Source organism: Candidatus Hakubella thermalkaliphila (genome assembly GCF_013281975.1).
In the GTDB taxonomy this organism is placed as follows: Bacteria; Actinomycetota; Humimicrobiia; order Hakubellales; family Hakubellaceae; genus Hakubella; species Hakubella thermalkaliphila.
The window spans coordinates 1-2,797 of the sequence record NZ_BLRZ01000169.1; the positions used below are offsets into that span (position 1 = coordinate 1).

A 2,797-nucleotide genomic window follows, 5' to 3' on the forward strand; every position below is an offset into this window, starting at 1 on the left:
AGGGCTGGCTGGGCCCGGATGGTGAACTTTACTAAGCTAATGGATATGTGTTTCACGGCAAGGAGGTGGGATTAGTTTGAGGATATGGCAAGGTGTTATTGGCCTAATGTTAGTGGTGCTTCTCTCTATCTCCACCATAGGGTCAGGCGCAAGTGAGGTCGCTGCCCAACAGGCTAACGACGTCGGAATGGTGGCACTAAGCCTTGATGTCCAAAAAAACGGCTGGGCCCAGGTGGAGCTTAAGGCTTTATTCGACAAGGAGTGGGCTGCCGAGTGGGGGCTCTCCCAGGACGAAATAGTTGACGGCATAAAAAGCGACGCTGAGGAAAAAGGCTGGAGGGTTGCTTCCTACAGTGAAGGGGGAATGGATGGGTTAAGAATGACCAAGTTCCTTTCCCTTGTGGAAATGCAAGATCTTCGCCAAATATTTCAGCCTGATTATCCTTCAGAGCAGGCAGGACCCCTTCTGGTTATTGAGAGGGGATTTTTCTACACCCGCTATCGGCTGGCCACAGACTTTGACCTAGGTGAGGACTCATACGCGCCTGTGGAACCTTTACCTACGTTTCAACTTCGGCTAACCCTGCCCGGAAAAGTGACCTGGCACAACGCAGATGAGGAAGAAGGCAAAGCCTTAGTCTGGCATCTGGCCTGGGGCCCAAACCGCATTGAAGCTGAAGAGCGAGCTGTCAATCTCGAAGCCATGGCACTGGTGATTATCATCATTGGGGGGGCGCTAGGTGGAACTTTTTTTGCCATTTCCCGCCTCAGCAAGCCTTTTGCTCCAGCCACCCTGCCGAAAGGGGCAAAATTCTGTCCCCAGTGTGGTAACTCTCTTGCCTCGGGCGATGCTTTTTGCAACCGCTGTGGGACAAAACTTTGAGCTAGCCCAGCTCAACGCCCAGAGGGAGTACCCAAGGCTCAAGAAGCTGCCCACCAGTGGTAGCTAAAGCAACCCGGAGCAGGCGACCAGGTTTTTGAAGGACAACTTTAGAACCAGCCAGCGGGCCACCAAGCAAGGCCAGCTGGCAGGCTATTGATGAGGCGCAGATGAGCATAGAAGAAAAAATAGGCCAGCTCTTGATGGTGTATTTCACTGGCTCCTTTTTATCACCGGTCCTGGAAGAGGCGATCACCCGGTATCATAGGGAGGACTATCCCGACACCTTGACCGACAAATGAGCCGCCTTACCCCTGGCATTGTGGGGCTGGGGAATCCTGGGTTTGGTGCTATTGGCTACCTTCATTCTAGGGGCGTTTGCGATGAAATTTGGTTCAGCTTATCGAAGCAGTGCTCAAAAGGCGGGGACCATGTTCTGTCCAAAATGTGGTGCCAAAAATGAAGACACGGCCAAGTTCTGCATCCAGTGTGGGCATCCACTGCCCAGGAAGGTAGGCGTAGCACGCGGAGCCAGGAAGCTGTTCTGGCTGATAGGCGCCTTGGTGCTTGCAGTGGTCTTGGTGGCTGCTGGTGTGTTGTCCTACCCACACCTTGGGGATAAGCCCATCATGCTGGAAAGTGTGGCGGTGGTGAAGCACACCTTCGAAGCAGCGAGAGGGACGGATTGGGATACTGGCATTGGCCTGAGGATTTCTATCCCCCCTGCACCAGCGGAAGGCAAGGTGAAACTGGTGGTAAAACAGTCTGCCCCTGAACAACTGGAGGAGAGCTTTATCACCCTCCGTTCGGTTTATGACATTTCCTTGGCCAGCGCTCCTCAAGAGCACTCGCCTGTAAGGCTCTCCTTTGAGATCCCAGAGGGTGTGGAGCCGCGCTCGGCGGTGATCCTGCAGTGGACAGAGGAAGGGTGGGTTCCGGCAAGGGGGGAGGAAGGAATTCCTGGAGGAACAGTCTCTCCGGATGGCAGGTATATCTCGGTTGTGCGTGAACAATTGAGCAGATATGCCCTTGCTGAGTGGCTCTACAAGCATATTTTCCGGTATTTTGAAAACCTTCCCGAAGCCCCACCTCCTTCTCCAATAATCAAAGTAAAAGAGACTAAACCATATTCCTACCCAGGTTATTTGGCCGTTGAGGTTTCTTTAGATTCCCCTGCAATATGGCGTGGGTTAGGAGGTACGTGGTACCAGATCAATGTTAGGGGTAAAGATCACGTTAAGGTAGAGGGTTCCGGTTGGCTAGCCCCTGGGCAAAAGCGGAACCTGCAAGTCATATTTCCAAGTACGGGAGGGCATGCTACCGTTTGCCTTAACACCAAAGGCGCCCTTCCTACAGCTGCCTTTAGTTGGGCGTCTAGATTGGGGGTGCCGGCAAGCGAGGTAGAAAAGTTGGTGAAAATTGTAGAACGCTTTCAGGATGAGCCGGCCGAGTGGCGAGATTTGGTTTGGGTGGTAAAAGAGGCGTTAATAGAGCTCTTCTGGAGAGTAGCGGGGTGGAAAGCAAGGTTTCTGACGTTTCTGACAAATATGGTCCCCGTCTCTGTTGATATAGCCATCTACATAAGCGCTCTTACCGACTCCCGTCCTGATCCTTGTGTTGAGCTGTCCGCTGAAGGAGAAATACTTCTGCTCTGGCAGAAAACTTACGGGGGTAAAGATTTAGATAGTGCCGTCTCCATCCAACAAACCAAGGATGGTGGCTACATCGTAGCTGGAGATACAAGGTCTTTCGGGGCAGGAGAGGAAGACTTCTATATCCTGAAGCTGGACCCTACAGGTAAGGTTCTCTGGGAGAAGACCTATGGGGGTGAAGATTATGATCTGGCCTCCTCCATCCAGCAGACCAAAGATGGTGGCTACATCGTAGCTGGAGATACAGAGTCTTTCGGGGCCGGAG

Annotated in this window: 3 protein-coding genes; all 3 read left to right on the forward strand. The window is 52.7% G+C overall.

Annotated elements, in window-relative coordinates; genetic code table 11:
* Positions 1 to 76 precede the first annotated feature (76 nt).
* On the forward strand, positions 77 to 883 hold the full coding sequence (locus HW443_RS10420; protein ID WP_176238164.1) for a zinc ribbon domain-containing protein: 807 nt from the start codon (positions 77 to 79) through the stop codon (positions 881 to 883).
* Between the two features lie 167 nt (positions 884 to 1,050).
* Positions 1,051 to 1,182 carry a hypothetical protein gene (locus HW443_RS13445; protein WP_258190019.1) on the forward strand — a complete coding sequence of 44 codons (132 nt, stop codon included), beginning with the start codon at positions 1,051 to 1,053 and terminating at the stop codon, positions 1,180 to 1,182.
* Between the two features lie 81 nt (positions 1,183 to 1,263).
* Positions 1,264 to 2,797, forward strand: a 1,534-nt coding sequence (locus HW443_RS10425; RefSeq protein ID WP_176238165.1) for a zinc ribbon domain-containing protein, incomplete at its 3' end; no start/stop codon positions are given.

What these genes read in the sequence shown, in the direction of transcription:
- HW443_RS13445 (WP_258190019.1), top strand. Translation starts at nt 1,051, where the DNA reads ATGAGCATAGAAGAAAAAATAGGCCAGCTCTTGATGGTGTATTTCACT.